General features: G+C 33.3%; 20 protein-coding genes. 19 read left to right on the top strand and 1 reads right to left on the bottom strand.

Annotation, left to right across the window (positions count from 1 at the left end):
* The first annotated feature begins 160 nt into the window (after nucleotides 1–160).
* The 19 genes from parE to nth all read left to right on the top strand — a co-directional run bounded on the left by parE (nucleotide 161) and on the right by nth (nucleotide 23207).
* Complete coding sequence (gene parE / locus GMA11_RS06035; protein ID WP_163546329.1) at nucleotides 161–2200, top strand: DNA topoisomerase IV subunit B; 2040 nt, start codon at nucleotides 161–163, stop codon at nucleotides 2198–2200.
* Nucleotides 2200–4644: a DNA topoisomerase IV subunit A gene (gene parC, locus GMA11_RS06030; protein ID WP_163546328.1), complete on the top strand. Its 2445-nt coding sequence runs from the start codon at nucleotides 2200–2202 to the stop codon at nucleotides 4642–4644. Before parE ends, parC begins: the two co-directional genes overlap by 1 nt.
* 288 nt (nucleotides 4645–4932) lie before the next feature.
* Nucleotides 4933–5367, top strand: coding sequence for a division/cell wall cluster transcriptional repressor MraZ (gene mraZ / locus GMA11_RS06025; RefSeq protein ID WP_345940879.1), 435 nt, complete (start codon nucleotides 4933–4935; stop codon nucleotides 5365–5367).
* A 13-nt stretch (nucleotides 5368–5380) separates the two neighbouring features.
* On the top strand, nucleotides 5381–6325 hold the full coding sequence (gene rsmH, locus GMA11_RS06020) for a 16S rRNA (cytosine(1402)-N(4))-methyltransferase RsmH (protein WP_163546326.1): 945 nt from the start codon (nucleotides 5381–5383) through the stop codon (nucleotides 6323–6325).
* A 12-nt stretch (nucleotides 6326–6337) separates the two neighbouring features.
* The gene (ftsL, locus tag GMA11_RS06015; protein WP_163546325.1) at nucleotides 6338–6676 is read left to right on the top strand and encodes a cell division protein FtsL; all 339 of its coding nucleotides are present in this window, start codon (nucleotides 6338–6340) and stop codon (nucleotides 6674–6676) included.
* A 53-nt stretch (nucleotides 6677–6729) separates the two neighbouring features.
* On the top strand, nucleotides 6730–8889 hold the full coding sequence (locus tag GMA11_RS06010; protein ID WP_163546324.1) for a penicillin-binding transpeptidase domain-containing protein: 2160 nt from the start codon (nucleotides 6730–6732) through the stop codon (nucleotides 8887–8889).
* Nucleotides 8890–8903: 14 nt separating this feature from the next.
* Complete coding sequence (gene mraY / locus GMA11_RS06005) at nucleotides 8904–9866, top strand: phospho-N-acetylmuramoyl-pentapeptide-transferase (protein WP_163546323.1); 963 nt, start codon at nucleotides 8904–8906, stop codon at nucleotides 9864–9866.
* Between the two features lie 147 nt (nucleotides 9867–10013).
* Nucleotides 10014–11372: a UDP-N-acetylmuramoyl-L-alanine--D-glutamate ligase gene (gene murD / locus GMA11_RS06000; RefSeq protein WP_163546322.1), complete on the top strand. Its 1359-nt coding sequence runs from the start codon at nucleotides 10014–10016 to the stop codon at nucleotides 11370–11372.
* A 12-nt stretch (nucleotides 11373–11384) separates the two neighbouring features.
* Nucleotides 11385–12482, top strand: a complete 1098-nt coding sequence (gene murG, locus GMA11_RS05995; protein ID WP_163546321.1) for an undecaprenyldiphospho-muramoylpentapeptide beta-N-acetylglucosaminyltransferase — start codon at nucleotides 11385–11387, stop codon at nucleotides 12480–12482.
* Nucleotides 12483–12494: 12 nt separating this feature from the next.
* Nucleotides 12495–13217, top strand: coding sequence for a cell division protein FtsQ/DivIB (locus tag GMA11_RS05990; RefSeq protein WP_163546320.1), 723 nt, complete (start codon nucleotides 12495–12497; stop codon nucleotides 13215–13217).
* Nucleotides 13218–13367: 150 nt separating this feature from the next.
* Nucleotides 13368–14738 (top strand): cell division protein FtsA, encoded by a 1371-nt coding sequence (ftsA, locus tag GMA11_RS05985; RefSeq protein ID WP_163546319.1) that lies wholly within the window; start codon nucleotides 13368–13370, stop codon nucleotides 14736–14738.
* 46 nt (nucleotides 14739–14784) lie between these two features.
* Nucleotides 14785–16047: a cell division protein FtsZ gene (ftsZ, locus tag GMA11_RS05980; RefSeq protein WP_163546318.1), complete on the top strand. Its 1263-nt coding sequence runs from the start codon at nucleotides 14785–14787 to the stop codon at nucleotides 16045–16047.
* On the top strand, nucleotides 16047–16718 hold the full coding sequence (locus GMA11_RS05975) for a YggS family pyridoxal phosphate-dependent enzyme (RefSeq protein WP_163546317.1): 672 nt from the start codon (nucleotides 16047–16049) through the stop codon (nucleotides 16716–16718). Before ftsZ ends, GMA11_RS05975 begins: the two co-directional genes overlap by 1 nt.
* A gap of 13 nt (nucleotides 16719–16731) precedes the next feature.
* Nucleotides 16732–17172, top strand: coding sequence for a cell division protein SepF (locus GMA11_RS05970; protein WP_163546316.1), 441 nt, complete (start codon nucleotides 16732–16734; stop codon nucleotides 17170–17172).
* Between the two features lie 4 nt (nucleotides 17173–17176).
* On the top strand, nucleotides 17177–17959 hold the full coding sequence (locus GMA11_RS05965) for an RNA-binding protein (protein ID WP_163546315.1): 783 nt from the start codon (nucleotides 17177–17179) through the stop codon (nucleotides 17957–17959).
* 59 nt (nucleotides 17960–18018) lie between these two features.
* Nucleotides 18019–18597, top strand: coding sequence for a DivIVA domain-containing protein (locus GMA11_RS05960; protein WP_163546314.1), 579 nt, complete (start codon nucleotides 18019–18021; stop codon nucleotides 18595–18597).
* A 404-nt stretch (nucleotides 18598–19001) separates the two neighbouring features.
* Nucleotides 19002–21770: an isoleucine--tRNA ligase gene (gene ileS / locus GMA11_RS05955; protein WP_163546313.1), complete on the top strand. Its 2769-nt coding sequence runs from the start codon at nucleotides 19002–19004 to the stop codon at nucleotides 21768–21770.
* A 118-nt stretch (nucleotides 21771–21888) separates the two neighbouring features.
* Nucleotides 21889–22569 (top strand): DnaD domain-containing protein, encoded by a 681-nt coding sequence (locus GMA11_RS05950; protein WP_163546312.1) that lies wholly within the window; start codon nucleotides 21889–21891, stop codon nucleotides 22567–22569.
* Nucleotides 22570–22571: 2 nt separating this feature from the next.
* Complete coding sequence (nth, locus tag GMA11_RS05945) at nucleotides 22572–23207, top strand: endonuclease III (protein ID WP_163546311.1); 636 nt, start codon at nucleotides 22572–22574, stop codon at nucleotides 23205–23207.
* Between the two features lie 150 nt (nucleotides 23208–23357).
* Here the strand turns inward: nth and GMA11_RS05940 are convergent.
* Nucleotides 23358–23761, bottom strand: a 404-nt coding sequence (locus GMA11_RS05940; protein ID WP_163546310.1) for a transposase, incomplete at its 5' end; no start/stop codon positions are given.

Raw genomic sequence — 23761 nt, 5'->3', positions numbered from 1 at the left:
TGACTAATTATATAAAGAATTAAAGCAGAAATCATCATGGTTTCTGCTTTAATCGTTCCATGTTAATGTGTTAAATAGAAAGAGTGAACATGTTTTTTGTTGACCAATCTTGTGAAAACAATGTATGATTGGGAAGAATATAGCAAGGAAGGAGAACAATATGGCAAAAAAAGTGACAGCACAATATGGGGATGACGCCATTCAAGTTTTAGAAGGATTAGATGCCGTTAGAAAAAGACCGGGAATGTATATCGGTTCAACAGATAGCCGTGGTATGCATCATTTAGTTTATGAAATTGTTGATAATGCTGTTGATGAGGCGTTGGCAGGTTATGCGACTAAAATAGATGTCACTATTCATCAAGATAATAGTATTACTGTAAAAGATAATGGTAGAGGATTACCAACTGGTATGCATAAGTCAGGCATACCAACCATTCAAGTTATTTTTACGGTCTTACATGCTGGTGGCAAATTTGGACAAGGAAGTTATAAAACTTCTGGTGGACTGCATGGAGTAGGTGCCTCAGTAGTGAATGCTTTATCTGAATGGTTAGATGTGACCGTCATACGTGATGGAAAACAATACTATCAACGCTTTGAAAAAGGCGGTGTACCAATCGGTAAAATTAAAGAAACTTCTGCACCAAAAAATTTAGTTGGTACAACAGTACATTTTAAACCAGATGCGACCATTTTTGGTAGAGCGGAATATGTTTACGACACACTAAGTGAACGTTTAAGAGAATCTGCTTTCTTGTTAAAAGGGTTAACAATGTCAATTACAGATGAACGGACACAGCAAACAGAAACATTTCATTATGAAACAGGCATTAAAGAATTTGTTCATTATTTAAATGAAGAAAAAGATACTCTTGGAGAAATTGCTTATTTTGAAGGAGAACAAGACGGTGTTGAAGTAGAGTGTTCTTTACAATACAATGACGGTTATTCTGAAACGATTTTATCTTTTGTAAACAATGTTCGTACAAAAGATGGTGGGAGTCATGAAGTTGGTTTTAAAACAGCTTTAACAAAATCCTTTAATGAATATGCAAGAAAAGTGAATTTACTAAAAGATAAAGATAAAAATCTTGAAGGTAGTGATGTGAGAGAAGGCTTAGCAGCTGTTTTGTCTATACGTGTCCCTGAAGAGATTTTACAATTTGAAGGTCAAACAAAAGATAAATTAGGAACACCTGCTGCAAGAGGAATTGTAGAAGCGATTGTGAGTGAACAATTAGGGTTTTATTTGATTGAAAATGGTGAATTAGCACAACAACTTGTTAGAAAAGCAATTAAAGCAAGAGATGCAAGAGATGCGGCACGAAAAGCTAGAGAAGAATCAAGAAATGGTAAAAAACGTCAAGCAAAAGAAACACTTCTTTCTGGGAAATTAACACCGGCACAAAGTAAAAATGCTAAAAAGAATGAACTGTTTTTAGTAGAGGGAGATTCTGCTGGAGGTTCTGCAAAACAAGGGCGGGACAGAAAATTCCAAGCGATTTTACCTTTAAGAGGAAAAGTCATTAACACTGAAAAAGCCAATATGTCCGATATTTTAAAAAATGAAGAAATCAATACCATCATTTATACCATTGGTGCAGGTGTTGGATCTGATTTTACAATAGAAGATTGCCAATACGATAAAATTATCATTATGACCGATGCAGATACGGACGGTGCACATATTCAAGTGTTATTATTAACATTCTTTTACCGTTATATGCGTCCACTCGTTGAAGCAGGAAAAGTTTATTTGGCAATGCCACCTCTGTTTAAAGTGTCCAAAGGACGTGGTAAAACAGAAGTTGTCGAATATTGCTGGCGTGAAGAAGAAGTGGAACGAGCAACAAAAAAAGTAGGTAGAGGATATATTCTTCAACGCTATAAAGGGCTTGGAGAAATGAATGCCGATCAATTATGGGAAACAACAATGAACCCAGATACACGGACGCTCATTCGTGTAACTATTGATGACTTATCGCAAGCAGAACGACGTGTGACAACACTTATGGGAAATAAAGTAGAGCCTCGTCGCAAATGGATAGAAAGTCATGTTGAATTTACAATGGATGAAAGCGATAATTTATTAGAAACAGCTCAAAAAGGGACTACTGCTGTGGAACACAAAAAAGAAGTACGATTAGAAAGTACAGACACATTCGAGCAGTTAGATTTATTTGGAGGTGAGTTTTAATGTCTGAAGCAATGCCAAATATTCAAGAGTTATCTTTAGAAGATGTTATGGGAGATAGATTTGGGCGATACTCTAAATATATTATTCAAGATCGTGCCTTACCAGATATACGTGATGGATTAAAACCTGTACAACGACGTATTTTATATGCGATGTACATGGATAATAATACAGCCGATAAAAATTTTAGAAAATCAGCAAAAACAGTTGGAAATGTTATTGCTAATTATCATCCTCACGGAGATACAAGTGTCTATGATGCCATGGTGCGTCTAAGCCAAGACTGGAAAATGCGTGATATTTTAGTTGAAATGCACGGAAATAACGGAAGTATGGACGGCGATTCAGCTGCTGCGATGCGTTATACAGAAGCGAGATTATCTCAACTATCTGATGAACTATTAAGAGATATTGATAAAGAAACCGTTGATTTTATTTTAAACTTCGATGATACAACTGAAGAACCAACGGTATTGCCTGCACGTTTTCCTAATTTATTAGTAAATGGATCAACAGGTATTTCAGCTGGGTATGCAACGGATATTCCCCCTCACAATTTAGGTGAAGTGATTGATGCTACTGTGCATTATTTAGGTCATCCTAAAGCAACTACTGAAGACTTAATGCAATTTGTGAAAGGTCCTGATTTCCCAACAGGTGCGATTGTTCAAGGAATTGAGGGTTTAAAAGAAGCCTATGAAACAGGTAAAGGAAAGGTGATTGTTCGTTCTAAAACAAGTATCGAAGATATTCGAGGCGGTAAACAGCAAATTGTCATTCATGAAATTCCATTTGATGTGAATAAAGCTGTTTTAGTTAAACGTATGGACGAAATTCGCATTAACAAAAAAATTGAAGGTATCGCAGAAGTTCGTGATGAGTCTGATAGAAATGGTTTGCAAATTGTTGTGGAATTAAAAAAAGAAGCGAATGCGGACGGTATTTTAAATTATTTATTAAAAAATACCGATTTACAAATTGCTTATAATTTTAATATGGTTGCTATAAATGAAAGACGCCCACAACAAGTAGGGTTAAAGGCTATTTTAGCTGCATATATCAATCACCAAAAAGACGTCATATTAAGACGAACACGATTTAATTTACAAAAAGCACAAGATAGATTACATATTGTAGACGGCTTGATGAAAGCATTGTCTGTGTTAGACGAAGTTATTCGTATTATCCGAAATAGTGCTGATAAAAAAGATGCCAAAGAGAATTTAAAACAAGAATTTCAGTTTAGTGAGCGTCAAGCAGAAGCGATTGTTTCTTTACAATTATACCGATTGACGAATACAGATATTACAGCATTACAAAATGAAAAACTTGATTTAAACGAGGAAATTGCTTCTTTAGAATTGATTTTAAAACAAGAAAAAGTTTTATTAACAGTGATGAAAAAAGAATTATTGGATATGAAAAAACAATATGCAAAACCACGTTTAAGTATCATTGAAGATAAAATAAAAGAAATTAAAATTGAAACGGAAGTACTTATTCCAGAAGAAGATGTCTATGTTGTGGTAACAAAGGGTGGTTATTATAAACGTGTAAGCCCTCGTTCAGTGAATGCTTCAAATGGCGAAAAAACAGGACTACGTGAAAAAGATGAGATTGTTTACCAAGGTGCTGCAACGACATTGCAACATTTGGTCGTATTTACTTCTAAAGGAAATTATATTCACTTCCCAATTCACGAAGTACCCGAATATAAGTGGAAAGACTTAGGAGAGCATTTTTCACAACGTGTATCCTTGGATACACAAGAGCAAATCATTGGCGTTGTCGTGATGACTGGATTAGAAAAAGCGGATGCAACCATTACATTCGTAACAAGTGACGGTATGATTAAGCGTACACTACTAAAAGACTTTACGACATTTAGAAGCTATAAAACTAAAACAGCGGTTGCCATGAATTTAAAAGAAAAAGATGCCACTGTTGTGTATATGAGTTGTCAGTCAGAAGAAAATAAAGATGACGAAGTATTGCTTGTGACACACTTAGGTTTTGGATTACGCTATAAATTAGATGAAGTACCAGTTGTCGGTACAAAAGCAAGTGGTGTAAAATCTATCAATTTAAAACAAGATGATTTTGTTGTTGGTGCAATTACCTTTAATCCAACGAATATGTCCAAAGTACAAGTACTTCTTGTAACCCAAAGAGGTTCTGTAAAACGATTGAATATTTTTGATGTCAATATATTAGGACGTGCAAAACGTGGATTGATGTTATTGAAAGAATTAAAAAATAAACCACACCGTTTTGTATTTGTATCGAATATTGTCACATCTAATATGGCATTTGATATTGTGACATCAACGAATAAACAAATGAGTATTCAAGCAATGCAAATTTCTTTATATGACAGATATTCAAATGGAACATCTGTGATTGATGATGGCGAGGTTGTTTCTGTCATTCAAACGACTATATAAGGTAACCCGAAGTGAACCGACTATCTATGCGATTCACTTCGGGTTTTATACTAAGATGTTAGTTTTATCATTAAAAATAAAAAGAAGAATTACTCATGCACAAGTAATTCTTCTTTTTATATATTTGTTATCAATCTGTTGGTTGTTTTTAACATATTTGATAAATAAAAAAATATAATAGAGAATGAGAGGTACTGTTTTTTAAGAGAAATACAAAAAACAAGTGGTAGAAAGTGGGGAATTGTGGTAAAATATGGTGAATGATTTCTACGTAAGGAGGTTTTTGCCGTGTTAATGGGAGAATATAAACATAATATGGATTCAAAAGGTCGTATTATTGTACCGTCAAAATTGCGTGATGAACTAGGCGATAAGTTTATTTTAACGCGCGGATTAGACGGGTGTTTATTTGGCTACCCATTGAATAGTTGGCAATCTTTAAGCGAGAAATTATTGCATAATTTACCACTCGGTAAAAAAGATGCACGTGCGATTACACGTTTCTTTTATTCAGCAGCAAGTGATGTTGAATTTGATAAACAAGGTCGTATTATGATTCCGGCAACTTTACGTGAGTATGCAGGTTTGGACAAAACATGCCGTATTATTGGTGTATCAGATCGCTTAGAAATATGGGATGATGAAAAATGGCAAGTATATGTCAAAGAAACAGAAGAAAATGTTCAAACATTAACGGAAAATATATCAGAATTTGAATTTTAAAAGTGGAGGCAATATGTTTCATCATATAACAGTTTTACGAAACGAAACAGTCGATGCATTACATATAAAACCCAATGGTATCTATGTAGATTGTACATTAGGTGGTGCGGGGCATAGTGCCTATTTATTAAGTCAATTATCACAAGAAGGTCACTTGTATGCATTTGATAGAGATACAATGGCTTTAGAAAATGCTCAAATCGTTTTAAAACCATATATTGAAAAAGGTATGGTAACATTTATTAAAAGTAATTTTTCGCACTTAAAAGAAAAACTAGAAGAGCATGGTGTCACACAAGTTGACGGTATTCTATATGATTTAGGTGTGTCTTCTCCACAATTAGATAAAATTGAAAGAGGATTTAGTTACAGTCAAGAAGCACCATTAGATATGCGTATGGATACAGAACAATTTTTAACGGCAGAAATTATTGTGAATGAATGGGATTACCATGATTTAGTAAAAATTTTTTATCGTTATGGTGAAGAAAAATTTTCAAAGCAAATTGCAAGACAAATTGAAAAAGTAAGACAAAGTAAACGTATTACAACAACGACAGAATTGGTGGATATTATTAGACAAACAATTCCTGCATCTGCACGACGTAAAGGAGGACATCCTGCTAAAAGAATTTTTCAAGCAATTCGTATTGCTGTGAATGATGAATTATCATCTGTAGAAGAATCACTAGAACAAGGTTTGTCTTTATTATCTCAAAACGGGCGTATGAGTGTTATTTCATTCCATTCCTTAGAAGATAGAATTGTCAAAACAATATTCAAAGAGTATAGTAGTGTTGAAGATATTCCAAGCAAATTACCTGTTTTACCGGAATATTTGGAACCAGATTACCAATTAGTTGTGAAAAAACCTATTTTACCAAGTCAAGAAGAAATCGAAGAAAATGGGCGTGCCAAAAGTGCGAAATTAAGAGTTATTGAACGTGTGAAAGTATAGGAGGAACAGTATATGTTTGAAACATTACTGACGAAAGCAGAAAGTTTTGTGAAACGCGATACGAAAAGAAAATACGTATTGTCAATGACACGATTTGAAAAAGTAACGGTTGTTATTATTGCGATTAGTTTTTTAATTTTAATGACAGCAGTTGTATTTACAAAGAGTAAAGTTTCTGAAACGAATGCACAAATTGAAGAAACACGACGTGAAATTGCGACAATTAATGCAGAAAGTCAAATTTTACAACAAAAAGTGGATGATTTAACAACTTATGAAAGAATTTCATCTATTGCAAATGAATATGGATTAACGAAAGCAAATGCGGTAGTAAGGACTGTTAATAAATGAAACGGATAAAAAACTTGATAAAAACGGACTCTATTAAAATGGTGCATATTTACATGGCTTTTTTATGTGTTGTATTTATTGTATTTTTAGTTCGTTTTACGCAATTGATGGTTTTTAAAACAGCAAATGGGGAAGATTTAACGAAATTAGTACATCAAATGTATAATGGTGATGAAGTTATTCCTGCTCGACGAGGCACTATTTATGATGCATCGGGAGAAACATTAGCAACAGATGTCAAAACGTATGCCATTTATGCTGTTTTAACGGATAAGTATAAAGGTGTTGAATATGTAGAAGATAAACTAGCGACCGCAAGAGCATTGGCTAAGCATATCAATATGAGTGAAGATAATATTTTGAAATTACTCAACCAAGATAATGTTAACCAAACCGCTTTTGGAAATGCAGGTGTTAATTTAACATATCTTCAAAAAGAAAATATCGAAAAAGAATCTTTAAAAGGTATTTATTTTACTGAAAAAATTTCACGGGATTATCCAAAGGGATATTATGCCAATAACGTGATTGGATTGGCAAAAGACATACGAGAAGATACGAGTGTCGAAGCTCAGGGAAATCCTTTACAAGGTGTCATGGGATTAGAAGCACAATATAATGTGCAATTACGTGGTATTGACGGACTTGTGAATTACGATAAAGATTTTTATGGATATTCTGTTCCAGGAACACAAAAAGTGATAGAAGAAGTTCAAAATGGGAACAATATTTATACCACATTTGACAGTCGTTTAACAGAATACTTAGAAGAACAAATGTCAAAAATTTATGAGAAATATAAACCAAAATCTATGACAGCAATTGTTGTAAGACCTAAAACAGGAGATGTCGTTGCGGTTTCTCAAAGACCAACTTTTAATCCGAAACAACAAGAATATCCAGAAAATGGTTGGATTAACCAAATTGTTGAACGTGCTTTTGAGCCGGGATCAACTATGAAAACACTTGTTCTAGCGGCAGCTATAAATGAAGGTGTATTCAGCCCTATGGAATTATACGATTCTGGAAAAATCAAAGTTGGGAGTATTGTTGTCAATGACTGGAATAGAACTGGTTGGGGTAGAATTTCTTATTTGCAGGGTTTGATTTATTCGAGTAACGTGGCATTTGTTAATATTGTATCTCAAATTGGCTATGATAAGTGGAAAGAATATATGGACGCTTTTGGTATTGGTCGCTCTACGGAAAGTGGTTTCCCAAATGAAAATGTGGGATTAAACAGTTATGCTTCAGAAGAAGGACGAGCGAGTACAGGTTTTGGGCAAGGTGTTTCTGTGACTAGCTTACAATTAGTTCAAGCCTTTACAGCGATTGCAAATGAAGGGAAAATGCAAAAATTAAGATTTGTTGATCGCATTGAAAATACAACAACTGGAGAAGTGACATATACAAAAGTACAAACATTAAGTAATCCTATTAAGCCAGAAACAGCAAAATGGGTTTTAAAATACTTAGAAGAAGTTATTTATGCAGAAAATGCGACTGGGGAAAATTATAAAGTAGACGGTGTACGTTTGGCAGGTAAAACAGGTACAGCTGAAATATATGATGAAGAAAAGAAAACGTACTTAACAGACGGTAACTATTTACATTCTATTGTTGCTTTTGTGCCAAGTGAAAAACCTGAATATGTTATTTACTTTACATATGATAGACCTGAATCATCTAGAACAAGTAGTTTAGGTTTGTCTGAATGGTTTACAACCTTTACTAGCTATGCAATGAAATATTTAGGGAAAGATGAAGCTCCAGAATCACAAAAAGCGGAAGTTGTACCGTCTGCAACAGGAGCAGATGTTGAAACAGCAAAAGAAGCATTAAAGAATATTGGATTTACAGATATTATTGTATTAGGTAACGGTACAATTATTGAGAAACAAGCACCATTGGATAATCAATTATATACGCTTGATACGAAATTGATTTTATATACAGGTGGTATTGTGACACTTCCTGATATGACAGGCTGGTCTAAATTAGATGTTATGAAAGTCATGAATTTACTCAATATTCCTGTCAACTTTGAGGGAGAAGGATTTGTAAGTGAACAGAGTATTCCGTCTGGCGTAGATGTATCTACGATTACAGATACTGTAAATATCACATTAACATCACCAACTGTTAAATCAACTGCTATAAAAAATACATCGGATAAGACAGAAACGACAAGTACAACAAAAGAAACAGAATAAAGAGAGAGAAAATTATGAATATTTGGATTGAATTATTTATCATTTATTGTGCGAGCCTTGCGCTAACAACAATGATGATGCCCTTTTTTATCATGTATTTCACACAAAAAAAATTAGGGCAAGTAACAAGAGAAGAAGGACCTACATGGCATGAAGTGAAAACTGGGACACCAACAATGGGTGGCGTGGCATTTGTTATTGCAAGTATCATTTCATTTGGTGTAATGGCACTTTATAAAGGATATCTTAATTTTTCAACTGGATCACTTATTTTTGTTTTAGTTGCATTTGGTATTATCGGTTTTCTTGACGATTACTTAAAATTGATTCGACAACATAATACAGGACTAACATCAAAACAAAAATTTTTATGTCAAATTATCTTTAGTATCATTTATGTTTTGTTTTATTTGTTATCCGGAAAAAGTATTTTACTATTTGCATCATTTGGTGGTGTTTTTAGTCTTATTTGTTACTTTGTATTTTCAATTATTTGGATAACTGGATTTTCAAATGCAGTTAATTTAACAGATGGTTTAGACGGATTAGTAGCCGGAACGGCAAGTATTGCTCTAGTATCGTATAGTGTGATTGCGTATCAGCAACAACAGTATGATATTTTAGCATTTTGTACAGCTCTTCTTGGTGGACTGTTAGGATTTTTTATCTTTAATAAAAAACCAGCAAAAATTTTTATGGGGGACGTTGGTGCGTTAGCTTTAGGTGCGGTGTTTGCAGTGTTGTCCATGTTGTTACACGTTGAATTTAGCTTGTTGTTTATTGGTATTATCTTTGTTTTAGAAACAGCCAGCGTGATGTTACAAGTTGCCTCTTTCAAATTGTTAGGCAAAAGAATTTTCAAAATGACACCTATACACCACCATTTTGAAATGTTAGGATGGAGTGAATGGAGAGTTGTTTTAACCTTTTGGTTTATAGGTTTGTTAGGTTCTCTTGTCTATTTTATAATTGTTTAGTATTGATAAAAATAGGATAGTGGATAGAGATAGTATATCTCTATCCCTCTTATCGTGTTAGACGACCTATTTTTGTATGTTAGTACATGTATTGATATACAAAAGTTGGTAGTCATTATTGAAATTAACAGAAATTGAGGAAGAAAAATGAAACAAATTGATGATTTTAAAGGAAAACATGTTCTTGTTTTAGGATTGGCTAAAAGTGGGTATCATGCAGCACTACTTTTACATGAGTTAGGAGCACATGTCATTGTAAATGATGGTAAAATACCAGAGGATTTAACAGATGTTCATACATTACAAGATTTAAACATTCATGTTGTATTAGGAGAACATCCATTAGATTTAGTGCATGAAAAACTTGATTATATGGTGAAAAATCCAGGTATTTCTTATGAAAATAGTTTAGTAAAAAAAGCAATAGACTTAGATATTCCTGTTTTAACAGATGTTGAATTAGCTTTTCGTGTATCCAAAGCAGCTATTATTGGCGTGACAGGTTCAAATGGAAAGACAACAACAACAACATTGATTGGCAATATGTTAGAAAAAAATGTAAAAGGCCATACGTATATTGCAGGTAATATAGGCATACCGTCTACAACAGTTGCCAAACAAACAACTGAAAATGATGTTATCGTAATGGAATTATCAAGTTTTCAATTAATGGGTGTGACAACGTTTAGACCTAAAATTGCTATCATAACCAATATTTATGAAGCGCATTTAGACTATCATGGTAGTAGAGAAGCCTATAAAGAAGCAAAATTACATTTGATAAAGCAACAAACAATAGATGATTATCTCATTTTAAATGGTGATTTAGCTGAAATGAAAGACATCGCATCAACATCGAATGCACAAGTTTTATATTTTTCTAAAACAGATGATACAGCAGATGCTTATGTGAAAAACGGTAATATTTTTGTATTAGGAGAACCAATTATGTCTGTATCTGATATTCAAGTTCCAGGTACACATAATATTGAGAATGTTTTAGCTGCAAGTTTAGCTGCACGTTTGTATGGTCAGTCTAAAGAACTTATTCAACAAGCGGTTCAACAATTTCATGGTGTAAAACATCGTACTCAATTTATTGGTAATGTTAATGGGCGTCAATTTTATAATGATTCAAAAGCAACAAATATTTTAGCTACTAAAATGGCATTACAAGGTTTTAATGATAAAGTAATTTTAATTGCAGGTGGATTAGATAGAGGTAATGGCTTTGAAACATTGGAGCCTTCTTTAGAAAAAGTAAAAACACTCGTATTATATGGTGAAACAAAAGAAAAACTAAAATTAGCGGGTGAACATAAAAAAGTTGAAAAAATTATTTTAGTGGATACTTTAGAACAAGCCGTTAATACATCTTATGCATTAAGTCAAGTAGGAGATATTATCTTATTTTCTCCAGCTTGTGCAAGTTGGGATCAATTTCCAAGCTTTGAAGTACGTGGTGATGTCTTTATAGATTGTGTTTCACGATTAAATCAACAATAAGGGAGAATACGCATGAAGATAGTTTTATCAGGTGGCGGAACAGGTGGTCATATTTATCCGGCACTCGCTTTAAAAAATTATATTTTAACACAGTATCCTGAAACAGAGTTTTTATATATTGGAAGTGAAAGAGGACTTGAAAGAGAGATTGTTTCTAAAGAAAATATTCCTTTTCAGTCGATTAAAATACAAGGTATTAAACGTTCTTTATCACTAGAAAACATAAAAACAGCATGGTATATGCTAAGAAGTACATCACATGCTAAAAAGATATTAACAGATTTTCAGCCAGATATTGTTATTGGGACAGGTGGCTATGTCTGTGCCCCAGTATTGTATGCAGCAGCCAAGTTACATATTCCAAGTATTATTCATGAACAAAATAGTGTTGCAGGTATTACGAATAAATTTTTAAGTCGATATGTCACAAAAATTTGTACATGTTTTGATACAGCTAAACACGATTTTCAAAAATATGCTAATAAAGTTGTTTTAACAGGAAATCCAAGAGGACAAGAACTTGTATCCTTGGAGTATCAACAAAATGTTTTAGAACAAATTGGTTTAAAAAAAGACAAATCAACTGTTTTAATTTTCGGTGGTAGTCGTGGTGCTATGAATTTAAACAAACATTTTATATCGTATATAAACGACTATACAACAAATGATTATCAAGTTATCTTGGTAACAGGAAATGCTCACTATCAATCTGTTATAGATAGTCTTGAAACAATTCCGGATAATATTAAAGTTTTAGCATATATTGACAATATGCCAGATATTCTCCGTGCTGTTGATTTAGTTGTTTGTCGTAGTGGTGCAACGACTTTAGCAGAGTTAACCGCTCTAGGTGTAGCCAGTATTTTAATTCCAAGTCCTTATGTTACGAATAATCATCAAGAAAAAAATGCACAAACTTTAGTCGATAAAGGTGCAGCATTTATGGTTTTGGAAAAAGAATTAGCAGAAAATAAACTAGCTATACTAGTGAATGATGTGATGCAACATGAAGAGAAACAAAAAGAAATGGCACACCATGCTAAAGAACTAGGTATTACAAATGCCTCAGAACGTTTATTAACAATTATCAAGGAATGTGTTCAATCATAGATTGGAGGCTTTATGAGTAAACAAAAGAGAAAAAAACGTCGCTTTTTACATAGAGATATGACAGTCTATGAAAAAAGAATAGGATTTATTTTGTTTATCTTATTATGCATTTTTGCTTATTTTGTTGTCCCGTTTTCACGTATTTCAACTATTTCTGTAATTGGAAATAAAGATACAGACGCACAAAGCATTGAAGCTAGTGCAAATGTGGTGCCAAACGACTTGATTTTAAGTTTATGGCTTAGACAAAATAGTATTAAAGAAAACATAAAAAAACAACAAGCGAGAGTGGCGGATGTAGCCATTCGTTTAGAGGCAGGAAATGTCTTTCAAATTCAAGTAACCGAATATGACACGATTGCCTACGTTGAACAAAATGAAGATTATTATACTATTCTATCTAGCGGTATCGTTTTAAAAGAAGAGAGTAAAAAGTATTTAGGAACAGTTCCAATCGTGAAATGGGAAGGTACTATTCAAACTTTAGAAATTATGGCTAAAGAATTAGCGAAATTAACATCGGATATTCGAGATAGTATTTCTGACATCAATTATAAAGAAAGTGATAAGTTAGCCTTAACTATTTTTATGAATGATGGGAACCAAATAAAAGCAAATTATACAAATTTCGCATCTAAATTAGAATATTATAAAGGAATGAAGTCTGTTTTAGAAGGAAAAAAAGGTATTATTGACTTAACAGTAGGTGCTTACTTTGTACCATATAAAGAATAAATAAAGTATATAAAAGTCATTTATTTAGTGTAAAATACTACTGTTTTTCACGTTTTTATGGTAAAATGTATGGGTGATAGTTTATCAAAAACTATCTTTAAATGAATTTAAGAGATAAATAGCTGAAAAATCCAAAGAGGAGGAACTTGTATGATAGAAAAGTCTATTCATGTTAGTTTAGACATAGGAACGAGTTCAATTAAAGTTGTTGTATGCGAATTTGCAAGACAGCAATTAAATGTGATAGGCGTCGGAGTAGAACGTTCAACCGGTGTGAGTAGAGGCATTATTGTTGATATTGACGCAACAGTTGAAGCGATTAAACGAGCAGTAAAAAAAGCAGAACAAAGAGCAAATGTGACAATAAAAAATGTTATTGTTGGTGTACCAAGTAATCAAATCAGTATTGAACACTGTCAAGGAATGATTGCTGTTTCTAGTGAAAATAGAGAAATTACAAATAAAGATGTCGACAATGTTATTTCCGCAGCTAAAGTAAGATCTGTTCCACCAGAAAGAGAAATTATTTCTATTTTACCTCAAGAATTTATTGTAGATGGATTTGACGGTATTCGTGATCCACGAGGTATGATAGGCGTACGTTTAGAATTACACGCTCACTTAGTGACAGGTCCAAAAACAATCGTACATAATATTAGACGCTGTGTGGAAAAAGCAGGTTTACATATTTCTGAATTGGTTTTACAACCATTGGCAACAAGTAAAGTTGCTTTAACACCAGGAGAAAGAAGTTTTGGAACTGTTTTAATTGATATGGGTGGTGGACAAACAAGTGTTTCTGCTATTCATGAAGATCAAGTCAAATTCGTCTTTATCGACCAAGAAGGTGGCGAATATGTCACAAGAGATATTTCTACCGTATTAAATACAACTTTAGATAATGCGGAATTATTAAAGCGTGAGTTTGGTTATGCTATTCCATCAGAATTAGCCCAAGACAGATATATTCCAGTAGAAATTGTAGGGCATAAAGATCCTGTTAGAATTGAAGAACAATATTTATCTGAAATTATTGAAGCAAGATTAGTACAAACATTTGAAAATGTGAAAAGAGCATTAAATAGTGTCGATGCTCTATCTTTACCAGGAGGCATTGTGTTGACTGGTGGAGCATCTATGTTACCAGGTGTTGTTGAGCTAGCTGAAGATATTTTCGGTGTTCCAGTAAAACTTTATATGCCAGAACAAATGGGATTAAGACATCCAAGTTTTTCACAAGCAGTCGGTTTATTGCATTACACAGTTGATTTAGATGATATTCATCATTTTGCACAAGCAGATGTAAACACACAAAAAGTGGGATCAACGCAACAAAGTAAATCACTAGAAAAAGCTAAAAATTTAGGACAAACTTTCAAGGAAACTATTCAACAAGATGTTCGTGAATCTGAGGAAAAACGTGTCGATAAAGAAAGCGAGAATACACCTAAAAAAGAAGGAATATTTAGCAATATAGGATCTAAATTTAAAGGATTTTTTGATGCATTAGGTGAAGACTAGTTAAAACAAGTGATGTTATTCTAACAGACATATCAGGAGGTAAAATATGAGTTTTGAGTTTGATACATTAAATAATAAAGCCATTATTAAAGTAATTGGTGTTGGTGGCGGTGGTGGAAATGCCGTTAACCGAATGATTGAAGAAGGCGTTCAAGGCGTTGAATTTATTGTTGCAAATACAGACGTACAAGCATTGAGTGCATCTCGTGCTGAAACAAAAATTCAATTAGGACCAAAATTAACAAAAGGTTTAGGTGCAGGCTCTATTCCAGATGTTGGTCAAAAAGCCGCTGAAGAAAGTCAAGAACAATTAACGGCAGCATTACAAGGTGCAGACATGATTTTTGTTACTGCTGGAATGGGTGGCGGAACAGGAACAGGTGCAGCTCCAGTTGTTGCAAGAATTGCTAAAGAAGTAGGTGCTTTAACAGTTGGTGTGGTAACAAGACCATTCACATTTGAAGGACCAAAAAGAGCAAGAGGTGCCGCTGAAGGTATCGCAGAAATGAAACAATATGTAGATACATTAGTTGTCATTTCAAATAACAGATTATTAGAAATCGTTGATAAGAAAACACCTATGTTAGAAGCATTTCGTGAAGCAGATAATGTATTACGTCAAGGGGTACAAGGTATCTCTGATTTAATTACAGCACCAGGATATGTTAACTTAGACTTTGCCGATGTACAAACAGTTATGAAAGATCAAGGTGCTGCTTTAATGGGTATTGGTGTAGCAAGTGGCGAAAATAGAATTGTTGAAGCAACAAAACGTGCTATTTCATCTCCTTTATTAGAAGTATCTATCGACGGAGCAGAAAATGTCTTACTAAATATTACAGGTGGACGTGATTTAACATTATTTGAAGCACAAGATGCTAGTGAAATTGTTGCGAATGCTTCAACAACAGATGTCAATATTATCTTTGGTACATCTATCAATGAAAATTTAGGTGATGATGTTGTTGTTACAGTTATTGCAACAGGTATTGATTCAGAACGTAATAGAAAATCAGCACCAAGAACAAGTGCTTCTTCTTATCAAGCAGGAGCATCATTAGTGACTGAGTTTGGTGGAACATCAGGATATTCATTCCAAGAAAAACCAAAATTTGTTGAAGCAGCAAAACCAAAAACAGAAGAACGTAATTTGTTTGGTGATTGGGATATTCGCCGTGAAACAAATATGCGTGATGTATTAGATGACAACAGAAACACGTCATATCCAGAAGTGTCTTATGTTGAAACAGATGTAGAAAGTGAAGATGGTTTAGATACACCGCCATTCTTTAGAAAACGTCGTAAATAATGACTATTTTAGATAATGTTGAAAGTATTCGTGAAACCATTCAACAAGCTAAAAGAACAAGTCGGTATATAGAAAATCCTCAAATACTTGTTGTTACTAAGCAACAAGTATTTGAGGATATTTCCCAATTATATACACTAGGTTTTCGTTCTTTTGCTGAAAATAGAGTAGATGCTATATTGAAACGGCAAGAGGAATTTCCACAAGAGGATATTGAATGGCATTTGATAGGTACATTGCAGACACGCAAAGTAAAAGATATTATTGATAAAATTGATTATTTTCATGCGTTAGATAGACAATCGCTAATAGATGAGATAGACAAAAGAGCTACTAAATGTGTCAAATGTTTTCTGCAAGTAAATGCTTTTCATGAAGCGTCTAAACAGGGGTTTTATTTAGATGAGATAGAAAATATTTTAGATTATTTACATGATAAAAAGCATATTCTCGTTGTTGGTTTAATGGTCATGGCACCATTTGATGCCGACTGTGCTGTTATCAAAAGAGTGTTTCAACAAGTAAAAGAATTACAATTAAGCATAAAAAATAGATGTATCCCGTATGCTCCGTGCGCTTTCTTAAGTATGGGTATGAGTAATGATTATAAAGAAGCAGTGGAAATGGGAGCAACGCACTTGAGAATAGGAAGTGCATTTTTTAAAAACTAATGGTGGTGATATAATGGGAATAAAAGATACTTTTTCAAAATGGTTTAAAGTAGCCGATGATGATTTAGATTACGATAATTACGGCGAAAATTACGAAGTGGAAACAGCGACTGAAGTATTACCAGCTGTGCAAAAGAAATTTGTTCAAAAAAAATACGAAGGAAAAGATATGGCTAAAATAAATATTGTTGAACCTAGAGTTTATTCAGAAGTAGAAACAATTGCTGCTTTATTATTAGAAAAACAAGCAGTACTTTTAAACTTACGTCGAGTAGATGAAGCACAAGCAAGACGTATTATTGATTATATGGCAGGGATTGCTTATGCCATTGGTGGAGATGTTCAAAAATTAAGTGGTGATATTTTCTTATGTGCACCGTCTAATATTGAAATCGAAGGTATGTTGAGTGAAGAATCTGAAGCAAATCATATTAACTTTCTAGATTCTATTTAATCCTATGAAGCATGTTTATCAACACTTTAAAAAAGATGAATATACTTTTATTGAAAAAGTAAATGATTGGAAAATGTATGTTCAAGATACCGGATTGGCGTACTTGACTCCTTTTTTAAATCCTAGAGAACAATGGATTATTGATAAATTAATTTCAAAAAGTGATGATATACATTATTTGTTTTTTGGTGGATTTGAAGAAAGTGAGCAAAAGCGATGCCTTTTATCTTATGATACAACATTTCAGTCTGATGATTTTGAGATAACGGTATGTCAAATAGAGTATCCTAAAAAATTTGCAACATTAAAACATAGCAGTATTTTAGGTAGTTTATTAGGATTAGGGATAAAACGTGAGCAAATAGGCGATATTATAACAAATGGTACAGATTGGCAATTTATTGTATCTAGTCATGTTGTGTCATACATTTTGTTGCATTTAACAAAAATTGGCGCAACAAAAGTGAGTGTGAAAACCATTGATTTAAAACAGGTTATTCAACCAACATTTGATTTTATGACTTTATATGATACAGTTTCTTCTTTAAGATTAGATAGTATCATATCGAGCGCGTATCATTTATCCAGACAAAAAGCAAAAACGTTGATTGAGCAAGGTGCTGTTAAATTGAATTGGGTCGAAGAAATAAAATCAATGACAGAAGTACAAGAATTTGATACAATTTCTGTACGGGGTTATGGACGAATACGTTTCATAGCAACAAATGGTATTTCAAAATCAGGAAAATACCGTGTTCATTTAGATATTTTGAAAAATAAAAAGTAATTGTTTATTTTAAATGATATGTTATATAATATTTATATAGAACGAGAAGGAGGGTCAATATGTCGATTACACCAATTGATATTAGTAGTAAAGAGTTTAGTAAGAAATTTAAAGGCTACAATCCTGATGAGGTAGATGATTTCTTAGATAGAATCATGCTTGAAATGGAATCTTTAATTAAAGAAAAACGTGAATTAGAGAAAAAAATTAAATTTATGGGTGAGCAAGTAGAACACTACATGAGCTTACAAGATACATTAAATAAATCCATCGTTGTAGCACAAGATGCTGCTGACCGAGTAAAAGAAAATGCTGAAAAAGAAGCAGAAATTATTGTATCAGAAGCACAAAGAACAGCGGATGATTTAGTAAATGTAGCTGTTGAGAAAGCAACACGTATTGCCAATGAAACAGATACATTACGCAAAACAGCTATTGTATTCCGTAAAAAATTCCAATTATTAGTTGAATCTCAATTAGATTTAATTCAAAACGAAGAGTGGGATCACTTATTGGAAACTCAACCAAATCCAGTAGATACACCAACTGTTGATGAATTTTTAGACGGACAGTTACAACAACCAGTAACGGTTAATACATCAGAAATAGACTTGTCTGATGTATTGCCAATTCAATAAATATTAACACACGTGTATTGTGTATACTTAAAAGCGAGCTAATAGACGGTGAAAGATTAGTATGTCCCTATACAATATATATCAGTTAATGAATCATTTATTTTGAAGTATAGTAAAGATAAACGTGTTGCGACGTTATACGCAATAGAGTATAAAATAGGGTGGTACCACGTTTATCAACGTCCCTTTTGACGAACTAGTCAAAAGGGACGTTTTTTATATTATTAACTCTGCATCAAAGTATGCTAGTAAAGAGAAAGATAAAATGTTTTGCTACTGAGAATGATGTGAATTAAATAAACATTATTCAAATGATATCAATATTTTTTCATACTAGCACGATTTATGATAAAGTCTACTATTTTAAAAATGTAATGAAACAATTTTTTAGGAGATAAAAAAACATGGAAATGAAAGAAACACTATTATTAGGAAAAACAGAGTTTCCTATGAGAGGTAATTTACCTGTTCGCGAAGCTGAATGGCAAAAAGAATGGGAAGAAGACCATTTATATCAAAAAGTACAAGAAAAAAATGAAGGAAAACCAAGTTATATTTTACATGACGGTCCACCGTATGCCAATGGACCAATTCATATGGGACACGCTTTGAATAAAATTTCCAAAGACTTTATTGTACGTTCTAAATCAATGTCTGGTTTTAGAGCGCCATTTGTGCCTGGCTGGGACACACACGGTTTACCAATTGAACAAGCCTTATCAAATAATGAAGGTGTTGACCGTAAAAAATTATCAGTAGCTGAGTTTAGAAAATTATGTGAAGAATACGCTTGGAAGCAAATTAATAATCAACGTGAAGTGATGAAACGTTTAGGTGGGCAAGCGGATTGGGATAATCCATATGTGACATTAGATCCAAAGTTTGAAGAAGCCCAAATTCGTTTGTTTGGTAAAATGGCAGAAAAAGACTATATTTATAAAGGACTAAAACCAATTTATTGGTCTACTTCAAGTGAGTCCTCACTAGCTGAAGCAGAAATCGAATATAAAGATGTAGAATCTCCGTCTATTTATGTGGCTTTCCCTGTCAAAGACGGGAAAGATGTTGTTGATAATGACGCATTCTTTGTAATTTGGACAACAACACCATGGACATTACCCGCAAACTTAGGAATTTTTGTACACCCTGATTTTGATTATGTTCAAGTATTGGCAAATGGTAAGAAATATATTGTTGCTAAAGAGTTACTTGAGTCTGTATCTAAAGCAGCAAAATGGGAAACAGTTGATATTTTAAAAGAGTTTAAAGGACAATCTTTAGAATATGCTATTGCTAAACATCCATTCTATGATAGAGATTCATTAGTAATGGTTGGAGATTATGTTACATTAGATGCTGGTACTGGACTTGTGCATACAGCACCAGGACACGGGGAAGATGACTATCACTATTCACGAAAATATCAGCTAGATGTTCTATCCCCAGTTGATAATCAAGGGCATTATACAGATGAGGCACCAGGCTTTGAAGGTATGTACTATGCAAATGCGAATAAAGCAATTTGTGAATTATTACAAGAAAAAGGTTTATTATTAGATTTAAGTTTCTTTACACATAGTTATCCGCATGACTGGAGAACAAAAAAACCGGTTATTTTCCGTGCAACACCACAATGGTTTGCGTCTATTGATAAATTCCGTGATGAGATTTTAAATGAAATTGAAAATAATGTAACATGGTATCATCCATCAGGGAAAGTTCGTATTTACAATATGGTACGTGATAGAGGAGATTGGGTTATTTCAAGACAACGTGTATGGGGTGTCCCACTACCAATTTTCTATGCAGAAAATGGAGAACCAATTATTACACCTGAAACAGTTGATCATGTAGCTAATTTAATTGGAGAACATGGTTCAACCGTTTGGTTTGAACGAGAAGCTAAAGATTTATTACCTGAAGGATTTACACATGAAGGTAGTCCAAACGGAGTCTTTACAAAAGAAATGGATATTATGGATGTTTGGTTTGACTCAGGTTCTTCTCATGCTGGTGTTTTACGCCAAAGACCAGAGTTATCATTCCCAGCTGATATATACCTAGAAGGTTCTGACCAATACCGTGGATGGTTTAATTCAAGTTTAACAACGAGTGTCGCTGTGAATGGATGTGCACCTTATAAGAGTGTTTTATCTCAAGGTTTTGTGAATGACGGTGAAGGACGTAAAATGAGTAAGTCACTAGGAAACACGATTGATCCTGCAAAAGAAATGAAAACAAAAGGTGCCGATATTATTCGTTTGTGGGTTGCTAGCGTAGACTATGAGTCTGATGTACGTGTAAGTGACGATATTTTAAAACAAGTATCTGAAGTTTACCGTAAAATCCGTAATACAATGAGATTTATGCTAGCTAATACATCTGATTTCAACCCAGAAACAGATCGTGTATCTTATCAAGATTTACGACCAGTCGATCAATATTTAGCAATTAAATTAAATGACTTAGTCAAATCAACACTAGATCACTACAACAACTTTAAATTCTCAGCTATTTATCGAGATGTGATTAACTTCTGTACAGTTGAATTATCAAGTTTTTATTTAGATTTTGCAAAAGATATTGTTTATATTGAAACAGCAGATCATCATGATCGTCGTTGTATGCAAACAGTGATGTACGATGTACTTGTTAAATTAACTAAATTATTAACACCATTTATTCCACATACAACAGAAGAAGTGTGGTCACATTTATCTGAAAAAGAAGAATATGTACAATTAGCTGATTTCCCAGTTGTAGATGTATATGAAAACCAAGAAGACGTTTTACGCTACTGGCAAGCATTCTTAACCGTTCGAGATAGTGTCTTAAAAGCATTAGAAGATGCACGTAATGAAAAAGTTATCGGAAAATCATTTGATGCCTTTGTTACAATTTATGCGAATGAAGAGTACCAAGCTATTTTAAACGCAGAAAATGTCAATGTCGCACAAATTTTAATCGTATCTGGACTAGACGTTAAAGATATTTCAGAAAGTCCAATAGATAATGCCAATGGATTGAGTGTCGTTGTGTCCCATGCAGATGGGCAAGTATGCGAAAGATGTCGTGCTATTCGATTGGAAGTTGGACAAATAGAAGACGCACCAACATTATGTCAACGTTGTGCTGATATTGTCAAAATACATTTTCCAGAAGCGTTACAATAAAAATAATAGGGTGAACTAACACTTAAATGTGTTGGTTCACCCTATTATAGTATAACATTGGTTGAAAATGATGCTAATTCCGATATAATAGAAATGAATAGACAATGGAGATGAATATATGAGAGAAAAATTATTAGCATCATTACAAGCAAAACCGGTGACAGTATCTAGTACGCTATTAACATACTATACACAATTAGGTATGACTAATGATGAATTAGCTCTATTTTTACAGTTTGAGTATGTGGCTAATCAAGACCTTACAATCGTTGCAAAAAATATGGGAATTTCTGAGCAGATTGTTTTAAAAATTTTACAAAATTTAATGACAAAACAACTTGTCGTGATGCAGCAAATCGTATTAGGTGACGGAAAAATTGATTTACAATATTCGTTTGAACCTATGTATCAAAAATTGGTCACTTTGTTAATGCAAGCACCACAAAACAAAAAAGAAACAGTAAATGCCAGTGATATTGTTAGTATTTTTGAACAAGAAATAGGCAAACCTTTAACACCGATGGAATTAGAAATGTTACAAGGGTGGTTATTTGAAGACCACTATGAGCCAGATTTAATTAAGTTGGCATTAAAAGAGGCGAGTTTAAATCAAGTGACGAGTTTGAAATATATTGATAAAATTTTGTTGAGTTGGGAACGTAAAAATATTAAAACAGTTGCACAGGCACAAAAGCAGAGTGAACAATTTAGAGAGCAACAAAAGGATAGTCAACCAATTATCAATATATCTGAAAATATGACGGATATTTTAATGCAAAATTGGTTGCATGAGGAATAAAAATGACGACAAAAAAAGAAATGAATGCTATTTTAGACATTATGGAACAAACATTTCCTAATGCAGAATGTGAATTAACTTATACAAATATTTTTGAATTATTGATTGCTGTCATGTTGAGTGCGAGAACAACAGATAAATCAGTCAATAAAATCACACCGGCTTTATTTAAAAAATATCCTACACCACAAGATTTTTTAACGGTGACGGTAGAAGAGTTGATGCAAGACATCAATAAAATAGGATTGTATAAAAGCAAAGCAAGACATATTCAGCAATGTTGCCAACAATTATTAGAAAATCATAATGGGCAAGTGCCAAATACTTTTGAAGCATTAACCGCATTGGCTGGTGTTGGTAGAAAGACAGCTAATGTCGTTTTGAGTGTAGGATTTAATGTACCGGCCATTGCTGTAGACACACATGTGGAGCGTGTCAGCAAATGTTTAGGGATTGTAAAAAAAGACGCTACACCTTTAGAGGTAGAAGAAACATTGAAGAAAAAAGTACCTAAGGAACGTTGGTCAAGAGCGCATCATCTATTTATTTTTTGGGGACGATATAGATGTACACGATCAGCAAGAAATCATATATGTCCAGCATGTAATAGTATTAAATCAGCAATTAAAGGTTCTTGATTAAATCGTGTTGAAGGAGAGATATAAACATTTTAGAGTAAACAGGGTTATATGGTTATATCTATTACTTATTTGAATAAGACATAAAAAGGCTCTTCGTCAAATTGTGTTGGTGGAGAGAAATAGTGAGTATGTTGGTAGTGAATGGCATTAACCATTCACTACCTTTTTCACATTCTTTTTCTGCCACTGAGAATGGTGTTGTATGATTAAAATACGCAATCTAAAATAAGAAAAACGTCTGTAGCCATAGGCAATCCGTTTGATAACTTTAATATGATTGTTGATAGCTTCTGTGATACCGTTTGAATAAGGTGTGGTAAAAGCTTGATAAATACCATTCTGATAGGTTTTAAAAATATCAAATTTCTTTCTAAACCACTCTGGTAATGACGGGTCAATATGATGAATAACCTCCATAAATAAATCAAAATCTCGCTGTCTATAAGCATATCTCAACTCTTGTACAAACTCATATGCTTGTTTTAAAACAGGACTATAGTCTAATAATCTATCAAGGATTTGTGCGTGTGTCAGATATGTTTTAAAGGATT

Source organism: Granulicatella sp. zg-ZJ, assembly GCF_010892355.1.
In the GTDB taxonomy this organism is placed as follows: Bacteria; Bacillota; Bacilli; order Lactobacillales; family Aerococcaceae; genus WM01.
Note: the sequence above shows the minus strand (reverse complement) of the source record. Positions and strands in the feature narration are given on the sequence as shown.

Excerpts from the sequence above, each read along its gene's own strand:
- parE (WP_163546329.1), top strand. The coding sequence starts at position 161 with ATGGCAAAAAAAGTGACAGCACAATATGGGGATGACGCCATTCAAGTT.
- parC (WP_163546328.1), top strand. The coding sequence starts at position 2,200 with ATGTCTGAAGCAATGCCAAATATTCAAGAGTTATCTTTAGAAGATGTT.
- rsmH (WP_163546326.1), top strand. The coding sequence starts at position 5,381 with ATGTTTCATCATATAACAGTTTTACGAAACGAAACAGTCGATGCATTA.
- ftsL (WP_163546325.1), top strand. The coding sequence starts at position 6,338 with ATGTTTGAAACATTACTGACGAAAGCAGAAAGTTTTGTGAAACGCGAT.
- GMA11_RS06010 (WP_163546324.1), top strand. The coding sequence starts at position 6,730 with ATGGCTTTTTTATGTGTTGTATTTATTGTATTTTTAGTTCGTTTTACG.
- mraY (WP_163546323.1), top strand. The coding sequence starts at position 8,904 with ATGAATATTTGGATTGAATTATTTATCATTTATTGTGCGAGCCTTGCG.
- murD (WP_163546322.1), top strand. The coding sequence starts at position 10,014 with ATGAAACAAATTGATGATTTTAAAGGAAAACATGTTCTTGTTTTAGGA.
- murG (WP_163546321.1), top strand. The coding sequence starts at position 11,385 with ATGAAGATAGTTTTATCAGGTGGCGGAACAGGTGGTCATATTTATCCG.
- GMA11_RS05990 (WP_163546320.1), top strand. The coding sequence starts at position 12,495 with ATGAGTAAACAAAAGAGAAAAAAACGTCGCTTTTTACATAGAGATATG.
- ftsA (WP_163546319.1), top strand. The coding sequence starts at position 13,368 with ATGATAGAAAAGTCTATTCATGTTAGTTTAGACATAGGAACGAGTTCA.
- ftsZ (WP_163546318.1), top strand. The coding sequence starts at position 14,785 with ATGAGTTTTGAGTTTGATACATTAAATAATAAAGCCATTATTAAAGTA.
- GMA11_RS05975 (WP_163546317.1), top strand. The coding sequence starts at position 16,047 with ATGACTATTTTAGATAATGTTGAAAGTATTCGTGAAACCATTCAACAA.
- GMA11_RS05970 (WP_163546316.1), top strand. The coding sequence starts at position 16,732 with ATGGGAATAAAAGATACTTTTTCAAAATGGTTTAAAGTAGCCGATGAT.
- GMA11_RS05965 (WP_163546315.1), top strand. The coding sequence starts at position 17,177 with ATGAAGCATGTTTATCAACACTTTAAAAAAGATGAATATACTTTTATT.
- GMA11_RS05960 (WP_163546314.1), top strand. The coding sequence starts at position 18,019 with ATGTCGATTACACCAATTGATATTAGTAGTAAAGAGTTTAGTAAGAAA.
- ileS (WP_163546313.1), top strand. The coding sequence starts at position 19,002 with ATGGAAATGAAAGAAACACTATTATTAGGAAAAACAGAGTTTCCTATG.
- GMA11_RS05950 (WP_163546312.1), top strand. The coding sequence starts at position 21,889 with ATGAGAGAAAAATTATTAGCATCATTACAAGCAAAACCGGTGACAGTA.
- nth (WP_163546311.1), top strand. The coding sequence starts at position 22,572 with ATGACGACAAAAAAAGAAATGAATGCTATTTTAGACATTATGGAACAA.